General features: G+C 56.7%; 1 protein-coding gene. It reads left to right on the forward strand.

Annotated elements, in window-relative coordinates; all coding sequences use genetic code 11:
* The first annotated feature begins 66 nt into the window (after positions 1–66).
* The gene (locus tag ACR0E6_RS21500; RefSeq protein WP_480587126.1) at positions 67–939 is read left to right on the forward strand and encodes an NAD(P)-dependent oxidoreductase; all 873 of its coding nucleotides are present in this window, start codon (positions 67–69) and stop codon (positions 937–939) included.
* The last annotated feature ends 119 nt before the right edge of the window (positions 940–1,058 follow it).

Below are 1,058 nucleotides of genomic sequence, written 5' to 3' on the forward strand. Positions count from 1 at the left end.
GACAATCTGGATGCTTTTTTTGCGGGTCAAACACCGCGAGACCTTTTGTAGTAGAGGACATAAGTAATGGCTAAACTTGCTTTTCTCGGCCTGGGCGTGATGGGCTATCCGATGGCAGGCCACTTGCAGGCCGCAGGCCACGAAGTAACGGTTTTCAACCGGACGGCGGCTAAAGCTGAAGCCTGGGTTGCCGAACATGGTGGCTTGTTGGCGGCAACCCCGCGCGCCGCGGCTGAGGGGGCAGATTTTGTCATGACCTGTGTGGGGAATGACGATGACCTACGAAGCGTTTGCACCGGGGCAGACGGAGCGTTCTCCGGGATGTCGCAAAGCACCACGCTCGTTGACCACACCACCGTTTCAGCTAAAGTCACACGCGAGTTGTATGCGGCGGCGAAGGATCAGGGTTTGGGCTTTGTAGACGCGCCGATTTCGGGCGGTCAGGCGGGGGCCGAAAACGGTGTCCTTTCGATCATGTGCGGCGGGGATCAGTCTGTTTACGATGCAGCCGAGCCGATCATGCAGGTCTATTCGAAGATCTGTCGTCGGATTGGCGAAAGCGGTTCGGGTCAGATGACGAAGATGAGCAACCAAATTGCGATCGCTGGTCTGGTTCAGGGCTTGAGCGAGGCCCTGCATTTCGCCGAGAAAGCCGGTCTGGACGGGCGTGCGGTCGTCGAGGTTATCAGCCAAGGCGCAGCAGGAAGCTGGCAGATGGCCAACAGGTACGAAACGATGCTGGACGACCATTTTGACCACGGTTTTGCCGTGGACTGGATGCGCAAAGATCTGGGGATTTGTCTTGATACTGCAAATGAAACCGGGGCGAGCCTTCCGGTGACGGCGTTGGTCGATCAGTTTTACAAGGATGTTCAGAAACTCGGCGGCGGCCGCTGGGATACCTCGTCTTTGCTAAAGAGACTTCGGGCCTTGGATTGAACAACACGCCTGCGATTTCGAGGCCTACCGGCTGAACGCTTTCAATGCAAACCGAGATAGGGCGGTGATTTGCCTGACACGCTGTTCAAACGCCAGATGGTTTATTAGCCTAGGCGCTT

The organism is Ruegeria sp. AP12, assembly GCF_056540025.1.